This window comes from Pseudomonas sp. MC6 (assembly GCF_054790575.1).
Map to the genome: position 1 here is coordinate 2,666,783 of NZ_CP186504.1, position 18,938 is coordinate 2,685,720.

At 60.4% G+C, this 18,938-nt stretch carries 14 protein-coding genes; 8 read left to right on the plus strand and 6 right to left on the minus strand.

Annotated features, from left to right (window positions below; genetic code table 11):
- Positions 1–4: 4 nt before the first annotated feature.
- From ACOYXE_RS11940 to ACOYXE_RS11965, 6 genes are all read left to right on the plus strand, one after another.
- Positions 5–1,006, plus strand: a complete 1,002-nt coding sequence (locus ACOYXE_RS11940; protein WP_460929370.1) for a polysaccharide deacetylase family protein — start codon at positions 5–7, stop codon at positions 1,004–1,006.
- Positions 1,003–2,310, plus strand: coding sequence for an oligosaccharide flippase family protein (locus ACOYXE_RS11945; protein WP_460929372.1), 1,308 nt, complete (start codon positions 1,003–1,005; stop codon positions 2,308–2,310). The genes ACOYXE_RS11940 and ACOYXE_RS11945 overlap by 4 nt, the downstream gene beginning before the upstream one ends.
- Positions 2,307–4,226 carry a hypothetical protein gene (locus tag ACOYXE_RS11950; RefSeq protein WP_460929374.1) on the plus strand — a complete coding sequence of 640 codons (1,920 nt, stop codon included), beginning with the start codon at positions 2,307–2,309 and terminating at the stop codon, positions 4,224–4,226. The genes ACOYXE_RS11945 and ACOYXE_RS11950 overlap by 4 nt, the downstream gene beginning before the upstream one ends.
- A 68-nt stretch (positions 4,227–4,294) precedes the next feature.
- On the plus strand, positions 4,295–4,984 hold the full coding sequence (locus ACOYXE_RS11955; RefSeq protein ID WP_160057244.1) for a GNAT family N-acetyltransferase: 690 nt from the start codon (positions 4,295–4,297) through the stop codon (positions 4,982–4,984).
- Positions 4,985–4,988: 4 nt separating this feature from the next.
- Positions 4,989–6,176, plus strand: coding sequence for a GNAT family N-acetyltransferase (locus ACOYXE_RS11960; protein ID WP_460929377.1), 1,188 nt, complete (start codon positions 4,989–4,991; stop codon positions 6,174–6,176).
- Positions 6,173–6,865, plus strand: coding sequence for a GNAT family N-acetyltransferase (locus ACOYXE_RS11965; RefSeq protein ID WP_460929379.1), 693 nt, complete (start codon positions 6,173–6,175; stop codon positions 6,863–6,865). The genes ACOYXE_RS11960 and ACOYXE_RS11965 overlap by 4 nt, the downstream gene beginning before the upstream one ends.
- Positions 6,866–6,991: 126 nt before the next feature.
- On the opposite strand, the gene ACOYXE_RS11970 is transcribed toward ACOYXE_RS11965, so the two are convergent.
- Positions 6,992–7,789, minus strand: a complete 798-nt coding sequence (locus ACOYXE_RS11970; protein ID WP_460929380.1) for a class I SAM-dependent methyltransferase — start codon at positions 7,787–7,789, stop codon at positions 6,992–6,994.
- Positions 7,790–8,047: 258 nt separating this feature from the next.
- Here ACOYXE_RS11970 and ACOYXE_RS11975 point away from each other — a divergent pair, with 258 nt between their 5' ends.
- Positions 8,048–8,395, plus strand: a complete 348-nt coding sequence (locus ACOYXE_RS11975) for a hypothetical protein (RefSeq protein ID WP_405124173.1) — start codon at positions 8,048–8,050, stop codon at positions 8,393–8,395.
- Positions 8,396–8,545: 150 nt separating this feature from the next.
- On the opposite strand, the gene ACOYXE_RS11980 is transcribed toward ACOYXE_RS11975, so the two are convergent.
- The 5 genes from ACOYXE_RS11980 to ACOYXE_RS12000 all read right to left on the minus strand — a co-directional run bounded on the left by ACOYXE_RS11980 (position 8,546) and on the right by ACOYXE_RS12000 (position 17,154).
- Entirely contained in the window at positions 8,546–9,976 is a 1,431-nt protein-coding gene (locus ACOYXE_RS11980) for a sigma-54-dependent transcriptional regulator (protein WP_160057239.1), read from the minus strand.
- On the minus strand, positions 9,945–11,435 hold the full coding sequence (locus ACOYXE_RS11985; protein WP_405124174.1) for a sensor histidine kinase: 1,491 nt from the start codon (positions 11,433–11,435) through the stop codon (positions 9,945–9,947). Before ACOYXE_RS11985 ends, ACOYXE_RS11980 begins: the two co-directional genes overlap by 32 nt.
- Before the next feature lie 94 nt (positions 11,436–11,529).
- Positions 11,530–12,633: an SCO family protein gene (locus ACOYXE_RS11990; protein WP_460929383.1), complete on the minus strand. Its 1,104-nt coding sequence runs from the start codon at positions 12,631–12,633 to the stop codon at positions 11,530–11,532.
- Positions 12,630–15,437: a multicopper oxidase domain-containing protein gene (locus tag ACOYXE_RS11995; RefSeq protein ID WP_405124176.1), complete on the minus strand. Its 2,808-nt coding sequence runs from the start codon at positions 15,435–15,437 to the stop codon at positions 12,630–12,632. The genes ACOYXE_RS11990 and ACOYXE_RS11995 overlap by 4 nt, the downstream gene beginning before the upstream one ends.
- Positions 15,438–15,705: 268 nt before the next feature.
- The gene (locus ACOYXE_RS12000) at positions 15,706–17,154 is read right to left on the minus strand and encodes an ATP-binding protein (protein WP_160057235.1); all 1,449 of its coding nucleotides are present in this window, start codon (positions 17,152–17,154) and stop codon (positions 15,706–15,708) included.
- A 424-nt stretch (positions 17,155–17,578) separates the two neighbouring features.
- Between ACOYXE_RS12000 and ACOYXE_RS12005 the strand changes: the two genes are divergently transcribed.
- Positions 17,579–18,925, plus strand: coding sequence for a hypothetical protein (locus ACOYXE_RS12005; RefSeq protein WP_405124177.1), 1,347 nt, complete (start codon positions 17,579–17,581; stop codon positions 18,923–18,925).
- Positions 18,926–18,938: the final 13 nt, after the last annotated feature.

An 18,938-nucleotide genomic window follows, 5' to 3' on the forward strand; every position in this document is an offset into this window, starting at 1 on the left:
TGCCATGGCGATCAAACAACTGCTAAAACGCACCAGCGGCTGGCTTTATCTCAACTCGTCAGTGGGGCGCAACCAGTTGCACGGTGCCGGGGTCATTCTGATGCTGCACCGGGTGCTGGCCAACGACCGTGCCGCCAACCTCCCGCACCGCAATGAACTGTGCGTCGGGCCCAAGGCCTTCGAGCATTTACTGCTGTGGCTGCGTCGGCATTTCGATTGCGTGCCGCTGATGGAAATCCTCCAGCCCAATTCGCTGCGCAGCGAGCGCCCACGGGTGGCGCTGACCTTTGATGACGGCTGGCGCGACAACGCCGTCAACGCCTTCCCCCTGCTGCAGAAACATCAGGTGCCGGCGAGCATTTTCCTCTCCACCGATTTCATCGGCAGCCGTCAGCGTTTCTGGTGGGAAAGCCTTGGCGAAACCCTGTGGGGCAGCCACGGTGAAAAAGCGCGGATGCACTTGATCGAGAGCCTGCAGTTCATGCATCACCCATTGCCGGTAATGCTCGATGACATCGATGTCGACCGCCGCAGCCTGGCGCTGCTGCATTTCCTCCAAGGGTTGAAGACGCTTGACCCGCAGGAACTGGAAAAACTCACCGATGAGTGCCCAGCCGAATCACAGCCGCAAGCGCTGGACTGGCATCAAGTGCGCGCGCTGGAGGCTTCCGGTCTGGTGCGCTTTGGCCCGCACGGTGCCAGCCACGCCATCCTCACCGGCCTTGATGATCAGCGCCTGAACGAAGAAATCAGCCGCAGCCGCGATGCCTTGTACAACGGCTGCAACCGCCCACTGCCGGTGTATTGCTACCCCAACGGCGACAACGATGAACGCGTGCGCGAGCAGATCGCCAATCACGATTATCCGTTCGCCCTCGGCACCGGCACCGGCATTTATCGCGGCGCAGGCGACCCGCTGAACCTGCCGCGCTTCGGCGTCAGTCAGCGCATCGCGTGCAATCCGGCGTTGTTGTCGTGGCGCATTTATCGCGGGGCACGGCCATGAGTCGCGGCAGCTACCTCAAGCATCTGGCCCTGAGCATGGGCACCAAACTGGCAATGATTGCCTTGCGCCTGCTGCGCAATGTGTTGCTGGCGCGGATTCTCGGCCCGAGTGAACGCGGTTTGTTCGCCCTGCTCAGCACCCTGCCGGATCTGATCAGCGCGGCTACCAGCGGCGGTTTGAATTCGGCAGTCGGTTATCAAGCGGCCAATCAGCGGCCGATGGGCTTGTTGCTCGCTCAGGTGTTGGTGTTCGGCTGTGTTCTGGCCGGACTGCTGACCTTGCTGGTGGTCGCGTTGGCCCGTGAGTTCGGCAGCGAACTGGATGTGACGATGCAGCTTGGTCTGTTGGCGTGGCTGTTGCTGCTGGCGGTGCCGTTGACCGTCCTTAAGAGCGGCTTGCTGACCTTGCACAACGCGTCGGGTGGTGTGGTCGCCTTCAATGTTCTGCGGCTGATCGAATCCCTGGCGCCGCTGCTGTTGTTTGTTGCGCTGTTCTGGATGTGGAAAGAGGCAGCACTCGAAGCCGCGCTGATCAGTTGGCTGGCCGGCATCAGTCTGGTGGTGCTGGTCGGCTGGATGTGGCTAAAACGCGCGCAGCCGCTGCAACTGCAATGGGACCGTGCGAGCCAGAACGAGCTGCTGCGATTCAGTGCGCGCAGCCATCCGGACCTGCTGTTTCAACAGATCATTCTGCGCTCCGACTACTTGTTTATCGGCGCCCTGCTGGGCAGTACCGCGCTCGGCCACTACGCCATGGCCAGCGCCGCCGCCGAACTGTTGCTGATCGTTCCGGAGGCGGTCACCACACCGCTGATGAAGCGACTGCTGCAACAGGACAAAGGCATGGACAAGGTCACTCCGCTGGCGCTGCGCCTGACCGCCACGGTGATGCTCGGCGCCTGCATCACCATGGCAGTGATCGGCGAATGGTTGATCGTCACGCTGTTCGGTGCGGCGTATCAACCGGCGTATCCGGCGCTGCTCGCGTTGCTGCCCGGTCTGCTGGGCCTGTGCTATGCGAGCATTCTGCGCCTGGATCTGATTGGCAAGGATCGCCCGGGCACGGTGTCGTTGCTGATGGGCATCGGCGCTCTGTTCAACCTGGCGCTGAATCTGCTGTTGATCCCTGCCTTCGGCATTGTCGGTGCAGCGGGGGCTTCATCAATCGCCTATCTGGCGGTGACGGTGGCGATGCTGGTGCTTTATTGCCGCTTGAGCAACGTGCCGTTCTGGCAAACCTTGATCATCCTGCCCAGCGACATCACCCCGATGTGGTTGATGCTGCAACGTCGGAAGACAGCATGAAACGCCTTGCCCTGCTGTTCGGACTCGGCCTGACGCTGGACGCCTACGCGGCGTCGATGCGCTGGGGCGATATCCGCGACGGCAGTTTGTATCTGCAGGCTGATCGCGCGGACACCGTGACCGTCAGCTGGGTGCCGGCGTGGCAGGCCGAGGCTAACGAAGAGCATCTTTACCTGCTCGACGGTCAGGGCAAGTTGCAGGGCGAACGGTTGATCAAGGCCAATGAAACCCGTGGCAGCCAGAGCTGGCCGCTGGCACCTGGCGCTGCGAGTTATCAACTGGAGATTCCCGGCTACAGCTTCCGCGGTTACCGGATCGAACATGACGAAAAAACCGTGGCGCTGTTTGCCCCGGCCAAGGTGCATTTCAGCGCGGAAGTACGTAACGCCACTGAGCTGTATTTCAGAGTCGCACCCGGCGAACACGCGGTGCTGGCCGGCAAGTTCCATGGCGGCGTCAGCGGTTTGCAGGCACAGCGGGTTGGCGATGGACAGCAACTGTCATTGGCACTGAAACCCTATCGTGCCTATTGGCAGTTCGATCAAGTTGCGCTGCCCGTCAGCGAACAACCGCAGGTCTGGCGCCTGCTTCTGCAAGGTAGGGGCAAAGCAGCATTCTGGCTCGACGGCACGGCCAATCTGTTTGCGCAAAATCCGCAGCAGTTGCAGCCCTTGCGCGAAGATCCGGGGCAAACGCATTTGACCCTGCACGACAAAATTATCGGCCGCACGCCGGATCTGGGCATTGCTCTGCCGTACCTCGTGCCGCCACCCGCCAGCCATGCTTTACTTGATGCGCTGAGGCCTGGGGCAGCGAGTTACTACAGCTTCGTTGACGTCACCGCGAAGAATCCGCATTTCGAAGACGCGTTCCGTCAGCTTTATCAAAATCGCTTCGGCATTCGCCAGGACATCACCCTGCTCGCCGGCACCGGGCGTCAAGCCGATCTGCGCGCCGATGGACAAAGCAACAGCGGCCTCGACGCCTGGCTCGCCGGCACTCGCGCCCTGGGTGGCAAAGGCACGCATTACATCGGGTTCGCCGACGAGCCTAATCTCAACTATTCAAGCTACGAACAATACCGGGCGATCTTCAACAGCATGGCGCGGCAGGTGCGCAGCGACCCGGCCAACGCCAAGGCCGGCGTGCGCATCGCAATGCCGGCCAGTTCACGGCTGGTCAACGGACCGTTCACCGAAAACGCAGCGGACAAGCGCGGCATCGATTGGGCGCGGCGTCTACTCAGTGAATCCGCCGATCAGGTCGATGCCTTGGCCTGGCATGAATGGATGATTCGCGACTTGCTGGCGACCCGGGTTTACCGCGATAGCGTACGCCGCGCAGCAGACTTGGTGGGGCTGGACGCTAAAGGTCAGCCACGCAAAGCGTTGCTGCTCGACCAGACCAATCTGTCCAGTGGCTCAGCCCTGAGCCCCTACGATCAGGAAACCCATTACACCGCGCTGTGGTGGGCCTCGGTGGTGATCAACGCCTCTCAGGATGGCCTGCTGAGCATGCTCAACTGGTTTCAGGCCGCCGACGAACCGCCCTACGGCAAGGGCATGGTGCGCATACATGACGATGGTCGCTTCGAGCTGAAACCGGTGGGTCTTGCCCAGCAATTCATCGCCCGGCATTGGCTGCCGCAAGTGCTGCGACTGGATAACGACGCTTTTGAGGTGGATGTTCTGGCGATGGCCGGCGACGAGCAGCGCGCACTGCTCGGGGTGAACAAAGGCACGCGCCTGCAACGGGTTGATCTGAGCGGTGCCAAGTGCCCGCTGAACCAAAGCGCCCTGCGTTTCTTCGGCGCTGACAATCGCAGCCGCGACATACCGTTTGCCTGCGAAAACGGGCGCGTACGTTTCGAATTACCGGGGCAAACCCTGTTTGCCCTGAACTGGAGCGCTTCATGAACCGCCCTTCGATGTTCTGTCCCGCGAGCCTCTTGCTGTGCGCGGGACCCTCAACAGGAGAAGAGACCATGGATGTTTTGCAAAAACTCAGCGGACATATCCGTCGTAAAGGCCTGCGAGCGACCTTGGCGAAGATCCGCAGAATGTACATTTTTGCCCATCAGGAACTGCTGTGGATGGAGCGCGATCTGGTCAGCCCAGTGCCGCCACACAGCCTCAAGCCCTACCCGCCACTGCGCATGTTGAAGATCACCGAAAGCAACGCCAGCGCCTTTACCCGCTACTTCGGCAACCGCGTCGGCGTCATGGCCGAGCTGGCCAGTGACGGTCACACCGGGCACATGCATATCGACGACAACGGCGATGCCGTGGCGTTTATCTGGGGCACGCCACGCGACTATTTCGATCGGCATTACTACCGTTGCCGGTTCCCGGTTAAACCCGGCGAATTTTTCGAGTTCGGCGGCGAACTGACCCGTGCCTACTGGGGCACCGAATTGTCGGTAGATCTGCAACTGCGCCTGTGGGAAGCCATGGCCTTGAAAGGCTGCCGCAAAGTGGTCGATGTCTGTGACTCGAGCAATGTCCCGGCGCTCAAGCTGCACCTGCGCATGGGCTATACCGAACAACAGCGGATCATGAATATCTACACGCTGTTCGGCCGCTGGCGCTTTTATCGCGAAACCCGCTACAGCGGTTCGCGCCTGGCGGCGCTGGGTAAAACTTCCCGTCCACCTGTCAAAGCAACGGCGGCCTGAACCTATGGTGATGCGATTCGAATGGCGCACGTCCCTGTGCGCTGCCGACTTCCCGGCCACAGCCTACGAAGCACTGCGCCTGCGCGTGGCCGACCACACGCCGTTCAACAACCTTGGCTGGTTGTGCGCGGCAGAGCAGGCCATGGACGAGGATCAGCGCCTGCACATTCTGCTCGGCTGGGAAGCAGAGCAATTGCTGCTGTGCCTGCCACTGGTGGCCAGCCGCGAACGCTTCGCTGGCGTACCGTTTCGCGTTTTGCATCACTTGGGTTATCCAATGGCCGATCGCCTGGCCTTGCTGTCGCTGCTCGGCAGCGAAGACATGCACAAGGCACTGGTGCTGATCCGTAAACATCTGCCCCATGCGCTGCTGCAACTCAATGAACTGTCGGAACCTGCCGGTGAAGAAAGTGCGCTCACCGAATGGATGGCGCGCAGTTCCACGGCTGAACGACGCCTGAGTTGCCGGGTGCCGGTGCATCTGATCAGCGATGCCGATCATCAGGAGATCTCCGGCGACCCGCGCTACAAGCTGCGTCGGGCACGCAAACGGATTGCCGCATGCGGTGCGCAAGTGCGGCGAATCACCCCCGATGCGCTGTCGATGCCTACGATTTTGGAAGCGCTGCAGGAAGTCGAGTCGGTCAGTTGGAAAGGTGACGAGGGCGTCGGGATATTCGCCACCGAACGCAGTCGTCAGTGGATGCAAAGCGCCTTCACCGCCCTCGCCGACCAAGGCCTGGTGCGGGTCGTGACGCTGGAGCTGAACGGCCGCTGCATCAGCTATCGCCTCGGCCTGCTCGAACAGGGCCGGCTCTACGATTACAACCTGGCGTTTTTGCCGCAGTACGCCGACCTCGGTAGCGGCCGGGTGTTGCTGGAGGAATGGATTCGCTGGGGGCTGGATGAGCACTGGCGCTGGATCGACGCGTCGCGGGTCAGCCTGGAAAACTCCAGCCATCAACTGCACGAACGCATGACCGGGCAACTGGAACACTGGCGCTGGAGTTTCTACTCGTGGCGCCCAAGCGGCTTGCTGCTGGGCCTGGGGTTACGCCTTTGGCACCACGTCAAACCGGCCCTGCAAAAATGGCGCGCACAGCGTGCCGGCAACTCAACAGCGAACACATCCGAAATTCAACCGGCAACACCATCCAACACACCTGGGCTAGCGCCTCGGAGGGCATCATGAGCGTCATCGAAAATCTGCTTTTGCGCATCAGACAAAAAGGCCTGCGCCGCACCCTTGCCGCGCTGTGGAAACGTTACGTGTTCGCTCACCGTGAATTGCTGTGGATGGAGCGCGACCTGGTCACGCCGATTGCCGCGAACAAACTGCGCCCCTGCGAAGGTTTGCGCAGAGTCGACATCACCGAGGACAACGCCAAGGCATTCGGCAAGTACTTTGGTGACCGCGTGGAGACCATGGCCGAGCTGGCCGCTGAAGGGCATACGGGGCACATGTACCTGGACCAGGACGATCACACCGTCGGGTTCGTCTGGGCCAGCACTCGCGACTATTACGACCGCCACTTCTACCGCTGCACGTTCCCGGTCAAGCCCGGTGAATACTTCCAGTTCGGTGCCGAAATTACCCGGCACTATTTCGGCAGTAGCTTGACCGTCGATGCACAGACCGCACTCTGGCAAGTCATGGCTGCCCGAGGCTTTAAAAAAGTCGTGGATATCTGCGACAACGCCAATGTACAGGCGCTGAAGATGCATATTCGCCTGGGCTATCAGGAACAAGGGCATATCACGCATGTTTACGACCTGTTCGGGCACTGGCGTTTCTTCCGCGAATCGAACTACAGCGATTCAAGGCTGGAGGCACTGCGCAAGCCGGAAAGACCAGCAGTGACGGTGGCGGCGCAGGCTTGATTCAGTCTGGATATTTGTGGCGGCTTTGATGCCGCCATCGCGAGCAGGCTCACTCCTACAGGGGTATGCATTTCAAATGTAGGAGTGAGCCTGCTCGCGAAGAGGCCGGTTGTCGCGATCAAGAATTCAGGACTTGGTGGCGATCAGGGTAAAACACATCGGCATCTGCGCCTCTCGATTCAGATACTGGTCATACACCTCTTCCCGATTCGAATGCGCGTACTCCCTGAAGTGCGCAATATTCAGCCCCGCCCCGATGGCACCACTGAAAATCGCCCCCAGCGTATGCACAAACCAATACGACTTTGCCGACTGCTGCTCGACCTTGCCGACATAGACAATAGGTTCTTCCTGGACAAACGGCTCGGCGCGAAAGTACGAACTGGCGAGGCGATAAGGATCCTCCGCCTCCGGATCGACCATTTCCAGAAACGGATGGGTTTCGTAGATCACCAGTTTGCCACCCGGTTTCAGGGTCGAGGCGACATGGCGGAAGAACTCGCCGATGTCCGGCATCCAGTTGAGAACACCGATGGTGATCAGCGCCACATCGAAGCGATTGTGCAAAGACACCGGCAGATGATGGATATCGCTTTCGATGAACTCGGCATTGTGCGGTGAACGCTTGTTCAGCTCACGCGCCTGATCGAGAAACGCCGCCGACTGATCGACACCGACCACGCTTCTGGCACCCAGCGCAAACAGCGAAAGACTCTCACGGCCATTGTTGCAGCCCAGTTGAATCACATCCTTGCCATCGACCTCCAGCAACCCGCTCAACGTCTCATCGAGACAAGAGAAATCCACCTGCACGACCTCGCCGAGCAAAGCCTGCCAGTCAGGCGAATCCTGATGATGGCGGGCGGAATCGTTCCACGCCTGTCGATTGCTCTCGATGGCGATTTTATTGTTGGGCACTTCCATGGCGGACTCCGGACGATGCTCGTGATTGAGCGGATCCGAGTCTAGATCAGCCCGGCAATTGCGGTTGTTGCAAACTTGTAAGCCAATTCGTGTAGGAGCTGCCGCAGGCTGCGATCTTTTGATCTTGTTTTTAAAGGTCAAGATCAAAAGATCGCAGCCTGCGGCAGCTCCTACAGAGATCCGATGTGGATCGAGCGTTGGGGGCGTGGGCAGCTATAGTTAATAGCCTTGGGGAAAACCGCACTCGCAGGTGCCGCCATGCAAATGCTCGAACGGCTGTTGTTGACCGGCTGTCTGCTCGCTGCCACACAGGCGCAAGCGCTGGACAGCAATTTCAATTATTACGGGCCTAACCAGCCCTTCGCCCACCCTGCTCCGTATTCACTGAGTTCCACGCCGCCCAAGCCTTACGACGATACGGCGCCGCAGGATTTTGTGGTGATTCCGGGTGACCATGAGTTCTACGATTCGCAGTTGCCCACCGTGGCGGATGCGACGGTGCGGGTGTTTATCCGCACCTACGATGCCGAACGCGGGATTTATGTGAATGATGAGGTGCTGGATCCGGGTTGTTTGCTGGAATGTTTGAGTCGGCAGCAGCATTGATTCTGACGACCAAGTATTAACCAGACACCACAAAACCCTGTGGGAGCGAGCCTGCTCGCGAAGGCGGTGGACCAGTCAACATTGATGTCGGCTGACATGCCCTCTTCGCGAGCAGGCTCGCTCCCACAGGGGAAATGCGGTGTGTCTGGGTTACCACTGGCGTTTATCCGGGCGGGCGAGGCCGAGCTTTTCGATGCGGTAGCGCAACATGTCGCGGCTCAGGCCCAGCAGGCGCGCGGACTTGGTGACGTTCCAGTCGGTCTTGTCGAGCATCTTGCGCACCATGTCGCGTTCGACTTCCGGCAGGTTCATCGATTCGGTGTTGCTCGCCGGGCGCGGTTCGTAGTGCATCGGGGCTTCATGAATATGCAGCGGCGGCTCGTCGACCAGGCTCATGCACACGTTGAGCTGATGCGCGGCGATGGTGTCGCTCGGCGCCAACAGCACGGTCTGCTCGAGCATGTTGCGCAGCTCACGCACGTTGCCCGGCCAGGTATAACTGAGCAGCAATTCTTCGGCCTGCTGGCTGAAGTGAAGATTCGGTTTGCCGTAGCGTTTGCCGTGACTGGCGAGGAAGTGCCGCGCCAGCAACAGAATGTCATCGCCACGGGCGTAAAGCCGCGGCACTTTGATCGAAATGATCCGCAGACGGAAAAACAGATCGCGACGGAATTTGCCCTGCTGCACCATCTGCTCCAGATTGCAGTTGGTCGCGCTGATCACCCGCAGATTGACCTTACGCTCCTTCACCGAGCCGACGCGGCGAATGGTGCGGTCCTCCAGCAACTTCAAAATCTTTGCCTGCAACAGCAGATCCATCTCGCCAATCTCATCGAGAAACAGCGTGCCGCCATCCGCCGCTTCCACCAGCCCGACCCGGCGATCCTTGGCATCGGTGAACGCACCCTTCTCATGCCCGAACAGCTCAGATTCCACCAGATTCGACGGGATCGACGCGCAGTTGAACTCGATAAACGGACCTTTGCTGCGCGGGCCGTCGAAATGCAGCGCCCGCGCCACCAATTCCTTGCCGGTACCGGTCTCACCTTCCACCAAAACCGGGGGCAGATCGGTGTTGGCCATGCGCCGCTCGGCATCGAGCAACTGGCCGATAGTATTTTTTAGATATTGCATCGGTGCCGAGTCGCCGATCAGCGCCTGCACCCCGGATTTCTGCGCCTCGCGTTCCTGATAAAACGACAGCGTGCGCTCCATCCGTTCGGTGGCCAGAGCCTTGTCGAGCAGCAGTTTGAGTTCCTGCAGCGCGACCGGTTTGGTGACGTAATGAAAGGCGCCCTCCTTCATCGCCACCACCGCATCTTCGACGTTGCCGTACCCGGTCATCATGATCACTTTGAGATCCGGCGCGCTGATGCGCAGCTTCTGGATCAGCTCGTGACCGCTCATGCCCGGCAGCGAGTTGTCGGTCAGCACGATGTCGGGCATGAAGCTGCCCAATTGCTCCAGCGCGTCTTCGGCGGAATGGCAGACGGTCACCTCGAAGTCTTTGCGCTCAAGGTAGGTCTGAATATTTTCGGCCAACAGTTCGTCATCCTCGACCAGCAGAATGCTGTGTTCCATATTCCCCTCCCGATGCCACTTTGAAGTTGAGACTGACGCGGGTTCCTTCCTGCTCGCGGCTGGTCAGCACGACCGAACCTTCAAAACGCTCCATAATTCTTTTGACCAACGCCAGACCAACCCCGAGGCCGCCCTGTTTGGTGGTGAAAAACGGTTTGAACACCAACAGTTGCTGCTGTGCGCTCATGCCCTTGCCGGTGTCGCTCAGGGTCATGCGTACGCGGTCCGGCTGCGGCGTTTCGAATTCGACGCTGAGCACACCGCCCTTGGGCATGGCTTCCAGGGCATTGGCAAACAGGCTATTGAGTATTTGCGTGAGCAACACCTTTTGACTGACGACCGGCGCGCAGTTTTGCGGACTGAATCGCACTTCGACGCCACTGCGTTTAATCAATGCATCAAATGCGCCAAAGGTGTCTTCTACTGCCATTACCAGATCCACCGCCTCGCCGTCGTCATTCATCGGCCGCAGTGAGACGAGCAATTCGCGCACCCAGCGCGACATACGATCGACCTGACTGATGATGTCGCCGATGTTGCGCTGCGCACCGGGGCTGGCGATCTCTTGCGCCAGTTCGGCGCTGGAGCGAATGGTCGCCAATGGATTGCGCAGACTGTGCGCCACCGCCGAGGACATCTCGCCGAGGGCGACAAAGGTTTCGTTGCTGATCAGTTGTTGCTGCTGGCTCTGCAGCAATTTCGCGGCACGGCGGACGATCCAGAACAACGCGAGAAAGATCGCCGCACCGCCGAAGCAAGTCGCCGCCCAGATCGAGGCGAAGCCACGGTCGATGCGGTCGACCAGATCCGCCGGCTCCTTGTAGACCTCAACCATGGCGACGACTTTGCTTTTGTCGGCGTTGAACATCGGGATGTAGTTCTCGATGAACAGGTATTTCGGTTCGCGCAACATTTGCTGTTCGGGTTTCTCATCGTTGATCTTGTGGTAGCTGGAAGACACCGGCACTTTCATCTCGAATGATTCGTCGAGCTCATCGTCATCCTTGATGTGCACACCGATAAGCTCAGCGTTGGTCGACCAGATCACCGTGCGATCCAGCGCATAAACCGTCGCGAGCAAAATGTCCGGCAAGTGTTCGACGTGATCGAGAAACTCGGTGCGTGCCGAAGCCTGTAACGCCGGGTCAACATCGGGATATTGGTTGTCCTGGCGCGGGTCGAGCATTTCGCCCATCGTTCGGTTCGGATTGATTTTGGCGTGACGCATTTCCGCCGCGCCGATGGCCTGAACGAATTGCGCGGTCAGCAGCGCATCGCGCTCGACGCTTTCGGTGACCACGAAGCGCGTGGAGATATAACCCAGCCCCAGCGCCACGGCGGCGATGATGAAAAAACTCGCGAGCGAGAACCAGCGCAGCAGATTGAACTGCTCGCGCCAGCCCTTGCCTGCGACCGATGGGTTCGGTGCAGAGGTTTTTTGTGCTTCCAGTCGCTGCATGGGAGTGCCCTGGAGTTTTTCAATCGAGTCGCGTACAGACATCAGTGTAGGTGGCTCTGACCGCGACACACGGTTCAATGATGCTATTTCGCCGCTACTGCATACGACTCAACGTCGCGGCGCTATCGCCCGGTTTTACTGGCGTCAAAGCGCCGTCGGCCAAGGCTTTCGCGGATGGTTGCTGACGCTCGGTTTCATCGCTGAGGAAGTCGATGATCGACTGCGCGGACTGCTCGTCGAGGCGCAGGTTGGGCATCGGAATTCGCTCGAACTGTTCGTACATCTGCAGGGCAATCGGGTCTTTTTCCGCGAGCAGGCGATCCGGCTCACGAATCCAGCGATTCAGCCATTTCGGATCTCGACTACGCGTTACGCCAATCAGATCCGGGCCGATGCTGCGCATGCCGATGCCCTGCCCGTCCATGGGGCCGAGGCTGTGGCACGAGGCGCAGCGGGTGCGGAACAGTTCTTCGCCATTGCTCGGCGGGCGAATGTCCGGGGCGTTGGCGTAACTTTCTTCGATGCTCGGCTGCTTCCAGTTCTGCAAGGTGTTGGCCAGTTGATCGGCAAGGATCCACGGGTTCTCGAACGGCGAGGCTTTCATCCAGCGACCGGTGCTCTGGTTGCCGACGATCAGGCTGAGGTTGTGATCCTTGTTGCGGCCGTTGTCGACGCCTTCGATGAACAACCCGAGTTTCTTGCGCAGGTCGGTGACGTCTTCGAATTCGCCGGTGAGAAACTTCCAGCCGGCGCCGACCTTGAAGCGCTGCGAATAGGCCTTGAGCACTTCGGGAGTGTCGCTGAGCGGATCGATGCTGATCGAGTAGAAGAAGATGTCCTGGCCGACCCGATCGCCGAGCAGTTTCTGCACCTGACGCAGCCGTGCGGTTTCCAGTGGGCAGGAGTCGCTGCACGACGTGAAGATGAAATTGATCACCACCACTTTGTCTTTGATCAGGTCATCGAAGAAATGCACCTGCCGACCGTCCTGATCGGTCAGCAAGGTGTTGGGGAAATAGTCGCCACCCCACGGGGTGGCGGATTCACTGGCCGCTGGCGGCTCGCCGAGGCTGGCCTGGTGTGCCAGTAGCACACGGCTGGCGAGCACACAGACCACCAGCATCAGCACCAGGTGCATGCCCAACGCCCGGGAGCGCGGGGTATGCAGCGGTTGGCGGTCACCGTGGCGGCGGTTCATGGCTTGACCACCACTTGTGGGCCAACACCGTCACCGTTGCGGAAGGTAGGCAGCGCGGCAGAGTTGACGTAGCGCACACCGTCCCAGCTTGGCAGTGGGGTTGGCATCAGTTGCAGTTGCCCGGGCTTCTCCAGGTCCCAACGCAGCAGCATCGAGTTGTCCTCATGCTGAGTGTTGTGACAGTGCTCCATGTAGGTCCCGGCGAACTCGCGGAAGTTGATCGCCATTTCGACGCTGTCCAGACCGTCCTTTTCGGAGCCGATGCGATAGACGTCCTTGCGTGCCCATTTTTCCCACTCTGGCGGGGCCTTGCCGCCGCGACTGAGGATGATCCCCTCCTCGAAGTGCACATGCACCGGATGGCTCCAGCCCGTGCCACCAGCCTTGATGTTCCACACCTCCAGAGTGCCGAACCCGGTGACACCGGCATCGGTCGGGCCGCTCGACAGTTGCGTCGAAGCGTTCAGGCGACGCGGGTCCATGTGGAAGCCGAAGCCGCCATCGGTCTTGACCGTCCACGGCGCTTCATCGGTGCCGTCGGAACGGCCGAAGGTGAAGGTGCGGTGGCGAGCCTTGGCCAGCACGGCTTTATCGGCGGCGTTGTCGCGATGGAGCTTCAGCGGGATCATCACCAGCCCTTCCGCCTTGCCCGGTTTCGCCGGTTCGTAGGCTGCCGGGTTCATCGCCAGATCCTGACCGGTGTAAGACTTGACGTTGAGCTGCAAGACCTTGCCCACCGCCGGGTCGCCTCTGTCCCACTGCGGACCCTTGCTGGTCTGCTTGATCACCGCCAGGTATTTCTCCGACAGAATGTCGCCTAACGGGATGACGTCTTTGGGTCCCTTGCCGTCGTCGTGAGCCTGCAGGTTGACGAAGAACAGCTTGTCGCCTGGCTTGATGCCGTTTTTCGAGAAGTTGACGATGATGTCGAAGCGCTCGGCGATGCCCTGAGTCGGCAGGATCGCGTTGTGGTTCTGTTTGTCGCCATCGGCATCGAGATCCATGCTGCCGTCGAACGGCACGCTGTGTTCCATGATGTTGCCGTCGTTAGCGATCATGTGGAACGGCACACGGCTGTACGACACACCGGAGTTTTTCGGCCCCTGGAACTCGCCGCTGGTGCCTTTGATTTCCCGCACCAGCGCCAGTTTGAAGTAGCGCGACACCGAGCCGTTGAGGATGCGGAAGCGATAACTGCGCGCACGCACATCGAGGACCGGTTTCCACTGCCAGTTGACCAGCAACTGATCACCGAGGAAGCCGTCGGTGTTGAAAGGGTTGAACCACAACTGCCCTTCCTGATCCCAGGCCTTGTCGGCGAACACCAGGTTGACGTCGTAGTCACGGTTGCCCCATGGCAAGGCGCTGCCGCTGGGCAGACGCAGGTTCACGCCGTCGTCCACCGACTCGTTGCCGCGATCCAGGGCGCTGTAGTAATTCATCATCGCCGCGTTGCCCTTGTAGACATTCTGCGCGGTGAAATCGAGCATGTGATCGTGGAACCAGTGGGTGCTCATGGTCTCGCGCCAGTCGCCACGGATTTTGATCGTGCCGTGGTCGCAGGTTTTCTTCGCGGGGGCCAGGTCGTTGACCCACAAGGTTTCACCCGGTGCACACGGGAACGCCGCACGCGGGTCTTCAGCCTTGGTGTTGATGCTGTCGTAACCGGCAAGCTGGATCGGCCAGCGATAGTCATAGAACTGCCCAGGAAAGAAGAACGCGTTGGCATAGCCGTCGCTTTCCGCCGGCGCGTGACCGTTGTGCTCGTGGGTGCTGATGGTGTGCAGACCGAATCCACGGTTGGCCGACGGGTCGATCGGCAAGCCGTTGTAGTGGCGCATCATCACCGGTTGGCCGTAGCGCACCATCAACAGTTTGGGCGGCAACGTGCCGTCGAAGGTCCACACCGAATTGTGGTTTTGCGCCGGCATGGCCGGGTGGAAACGCGGGTCGACACCTTTGGCGGTGCCATCGGTCGCTGGTACGCCAGCGACGTTGTGGTACAGGCCGCCGGGGCCGAATTCGCCCACCGCGTAATGGTGCATTTGCACGCTGTCACGCAGGCCACCATTGAGGCGTGCACCGGTCTGCGCGGTTTTGTAGGCGACTTGCGGGTAGAACTCGTTCCAGCGCTGGTGCGCCCAGCCTTTTCCTGGCGGCCGACCTTCGGCGGACGAGCCGATATGCCGGTTGAGGTACACCTCGATCTGCGCCTGCCACGGGTTGCGGTCGACCACGTTGGCGAACTGGCTGGGGAATGGTGTCAGCCCCGGTTGGCGCAGGAACGCATCAAGGGCGGTGCCGGGTGGCGCGCTGCGGGCGATGTTGTTCGGGTCCTGAGCCGGTGCCGGGCCAATCGCGGCCGGCGGAAACGGCAGCGGCGCGGCCGGGGTGGTCGGGTCGAGTTTTTCCGGCCCGAACTCTTCGAACAGGGTCAACTGCTGGGTGAACGGCTGCGCGCCATAGAGCGGGCTCGGCTTGCCGTTGGTGGGGTAATTGAAACTGGTCTGCACGGACGGCGGCAGGACGTTTTCGACACGCGTTTCAGCGCGGTCGCCTTTGACCCCGTCGGGCAAATCGAAAGAGTCTTCGTTCGCCTCCGGCATGGTCAGAATGGCATTGAGCGCACCGGCGCGGTCAGCCGGTTCGTCGTAGTACGCCGAAGGGTCGGAGGTTTCTGGCTGTCGCTCGTCATCGATCGGGCTGGCGCGAACGCCGGCCATGCTGCCGAGGGTCAACATCAGAAAGACGCTCAAGGGCGTCAGCGAAAAGGTGTTGCTTGGGGCACGCGTTGTTCTGTCCATCACCAGCCGCCTCATCAAGGAAGGGGTGATGGTGTTTTGCAACTACTGCGCCAATAAATTATTTCCAGTTGTAACAGGGGCTTGGGGATGCTGTGAGTTTCCCCACTCCCCGGTGACCGGGGCTTGACACCCACTGATGGGGGAAGTTCACATTTTTTTGTTCATACAAATCCCCCTGTAGGAGCTGCCGAAGGCTGCGATCTTTTGATCTTAAAAACAGAATCAAAAGATCGCAGCCTTCGGCAGCTCCTACAGGGGAATGTGTTTATCAGGGGACGAGTTGGAAGGCCAGACGAACGGTGGTGCCCTCGCCTTCGCGGCTGTCGAGGGTCACGCCGCCGCCGAAGCGTTCCATGATGCGTTTGACCAGGACCAGACCGACACCCAAACCACCCGATTTGGTCGTGAAAAACGGCCGGAAGGCCATGGTCCGTTGTTCTTCATTCATGCCTTTACCAGTGTCGCTGAGCACCACGCAGACGCCACGGTCGTCGCTCGGTTCCAGGCTGACGGTCAGCGTGCCGCCCTTGTCCATCGCCTCCAGTGCATTAGCCAGCAGGCTGTTGAGGATTTGTGTCAGTTGTACCGGCTGGCTGAGCACCATCGGCGTGTGCTGGGGATGAAACACCACCTGCACGCTCGCTCTGGCAATCTGCTGTTCGAACGCCACCAGGCTTTCGTGCAACGCGGCCACCAGATTCACCGGTTCCGGATCATCGTTGAGCGGTCGCAGCGATTGCAGCAGCTCGCGCACCCACTTCGACATGCGGTCGACCTGGCCGATGATGTCGTTGATGTTCTTCTGCGCCGGGCCGGCATCGAACTCCAGCGCCAGTTCGGCGCTGGAGCGAATCGTCGCCAACGGATTGCGCAAACTGTGCGCCACGGCGGAAGACATCTCACCCAGAGCGACAAAGGTTTCGTTGGCAATCAGTTGTTTTTGCTGAGCGGCGAGCAGAATCGCCGCGCGCCGGACGATCCAGTACAGCCCCAGATAAATCAGCCCGCCGCCGAGCGCGGTGGCCAGCCAGATCAGAACCAATCCGCGCTCCATGCGTGCGATCAGATCCTTGGGCTCCTTGTAGATCTCGACCATCGCCGTGACGTTCTTGCCCTCGGCGTCGAACAGCGGAATGTAGTTCTCGATGAAGATGTAATCCGGCGGCGTGATGAATTTCTGTTCTTCACGGGCCTTGTCGACGTCGTGGTAGCTGGCGGATACCGGAATCTTTTCGTTGAAGGCGCGATCAAGGTCTTCGTCGGCATGAATGCTGGTACCGATCAGCACGGGATTGGTTGACCAGATTACCTGGCGGTCCGGCGCGTAAATATTAGCCAGAATCACGTCCGGCAAGTGTTCGATGTGATCGAGAAACTCGCCCCGTGCATCGGCCCGGGCTTGCGGACTGACGTCGGGAAAGTGCATGTCCTGACGCGGATCGAGCAATTCGCCCATGGTCCGCACATTGGGAATCGACACATGGCGCACCTCGGCCGAGGCGATCGCCTGAATGAACTGCGCGGTGAGCAAGGCATCGCGCTGTACGCTTTCATCAATGACAAAACGCGTCGACACCGCCCCAAGCGCCACCGCCACCGTGCCAATCACCGCCATGCTGATCAGCGAAAACCAGCGCAGCAGGTTGAACGACTGCTTGCGCGAGTTCAAGCGCAGATTGCCCTCCTCGACCGGTAGCGATTTCGACTGCATGTTCATGGCGGCGACTTCTCTATACGTCCCTATAGGGTTATAGCCCACCGTTGGGTGTTTGCCCGGTTGCGGGGGTATCGACCCGGTTGAGTTGATCCCACAGACACCGCCAATCCCTTGTAGGAGTGAGCCTGCTCGCGATCGCGGTGGGCCAGTCGACATTTTCATTACAGACACATCGCTATCGCGAGCAGGCTCACTCCTACAAGGGTTCGGTGTACGACAGGTATTCAGTTTTCATCCCCACCGTCCCCGATTCTGGGGAATGACGCCCTTTCCCCGCTGACCAAAAACCTCACGCCCATACCCGCCAAGCCTTCTACCCCGGCCCTCTGCCGCCCATTCACCGCACCTTGGCATGGAAGGTGTACAGGCCCTGTGCAACTGACCCATCCCCAAGGGGCAGGTACTTTGATAGAGGGATTAACTCATGCACCCTTTACTGTCCAAAACCGCGACTGTCCTGGTCGTGAGCGCATTGGCCCAAGGCATTGCCCAAGCCGCTTTGTTTGCTGTTGATCCGGGTCCGTACACGCCGGCCAACGGTGGTTTCGCCAGTTGGTATCAGGACTCCCACGGTCGCACTCTGGATCTGTGCCTGTCCAAAGCGCTCAGCTCCCGAGTACCCAGCGCCCCCGGCGCGCCGTCGTACATGTGCTCGCTGCTGCCAACCCCCGGCGTATTCGATGACGCGCAACCGATTGTCTTCCCGACAAACTTTCCCGACGAAGCGTTCTGGTTCACCGGCGAAACGGCCCTCGTCGACGCCGCCCGTGGAATCGACCTGACCTACGTCAGCGCCATCGAAGCCGCATTCGCTGCCGAAGAACCGGTTGAGGGCGATCAAGTCAGCTTCGCCCGCATCCGCATTCGCGTCGACGTGCCCACGGCCGGCACCTACGTCATCACCCACCCGTATGGCGTCGATGTGTTCAACATCGACACCCCCGGCCGCCGCGCGATCAACATGACCCGCGACATCGGTATCGGTACGCCGAAAACCTATGACGGCGCGCTCAAGGGTGACATCGGGCCGTTCCTGCGCAGCGTCAACGGCCCGTACACCGAGACCAATCCGCTGACCGGTGCCGCCGAACAATTCGTCGGCGACCCAAACCTCAACGAGGCAGTCACCGGCAGCCCGTTCAACACCAACTACGTGCGCATCGAAGGCCCTAACGGCCTCGACCTGCGGACGAATGTGTTCGCCGTCTCCGGCAAGTTGTCGACGGTGGTCCGGCCAACGCCAATGATCACCCAGCGCAGCACCTACTCGCGTAAAGCGGGAACCAGCGCGCCGGTCGCACAGCAAGACGTGTTCGTTCTCGCGCCACCCGCGCCGGGCACCGTCGCCGTAACCAGCAGCACCCCGGTGCTGAACATGACCGAAGCCAACAGCACCGGCAGCTGGTACGCGCAGTCCTCGGTCAACCCGACCTTGCCAACCACTTTGCAAGTGACCGCCGACAACCACCTGGCCATCGCCAGCAGCACGCCGACCACTCTGCCCATGACCCTGACCGATCTGGTGGTGATCCAGAGCGCGCAATACAGCCTGAGCTCCGGGCAACTGACCGTGGTCGCCTCGACCAGTGACGAAACTTCGCCACCCGTACTCACCGCCACCTCCGGCAGCGGCGCCGCCATCGGTGCGCTGGGCGGCGACGGCGCGGTGAAAACCCTCGCCACCGGGATCTCGCCAATACCGCCGGCCAAGGTCCGCGTGACGTCGTCCAACGGCGGCAGCGATACCGAAGAAGTGGTCATCGTGCAATGAACGCTCACATGCC